1 pseudogene is annotated in these 621 nt (G+C 39.8%); it reads right to left on the bottom strand.

Annotated elements, in window-relative coordinates:
* Nucleotides 1-70: 70 nt before the first annotated feature.
* A pseudogene (locus CIK04_RS35245) lies at nt 71-212 on the bottom strand (HNH endonuclease); the annotation flags it as partial.
* Nucleotides 213-621 lie beyond the last annotated feature (409 nt).

The following is a 621-nucleotide window of genomic DNA, read 5'->3' as shown; positions in this document are numbered from 1 at the left end:
ATTTCTGATAACTCTCCTGCTGTGCGTTAGCATGGCAGTTACTACAAGTAATATCAATGTTTTCTCTTCAATGCTTTTTTACCTCAGAAAAAGGCTGGATATGATGAATTTCAAATGTTGAAACGTCCCTTTCACCACAATTAGGGCAAGTCATATTAGTCTTCTTGATATATTTTCTTTTTCATTCTTTCAGGTATATGCCGAGATACCATATTTACTCCTTGTAGCTAACGCCCAATTAAGGGGTGAGCAACGCTACCACCCAAACCTAAAGAATTGTGCCATAAACACTAAACTTGAAGTAGAAGCAAAAATACCAAGCGTTGGGAATCCCTCTTAAATTGTTTGTATGGGAAATTATCCCCATTAATCGACCTGTTTCGGGTAATGTGAGACCCAGGCTTTAGCCGCAACTAAAGCTTTCTATGTTGTAGTTCGATTGAACGCTGGCTCCTCTATCGAGAGACCGATAACAAACATGAACGCGACATAGAACTCCAAGCACCAAACTCGAATACTCGACTGGGTCTCGAACCCGCATTACGCAAGCAAGAGTTAGCTTATTATGAATACAAACACACTTCAAAATATTAATGTCGGTGTGGATACTGGCAAAGCAAA

It is taken from the genome of Vibrio sp. 03_296 (assembly GCF_002265885.1).
The sequence above is the reverse complement of the archived record's forward strand: the minus strand, read 5'-3'. Positions and strand labels throughout refer to the sequence as shown.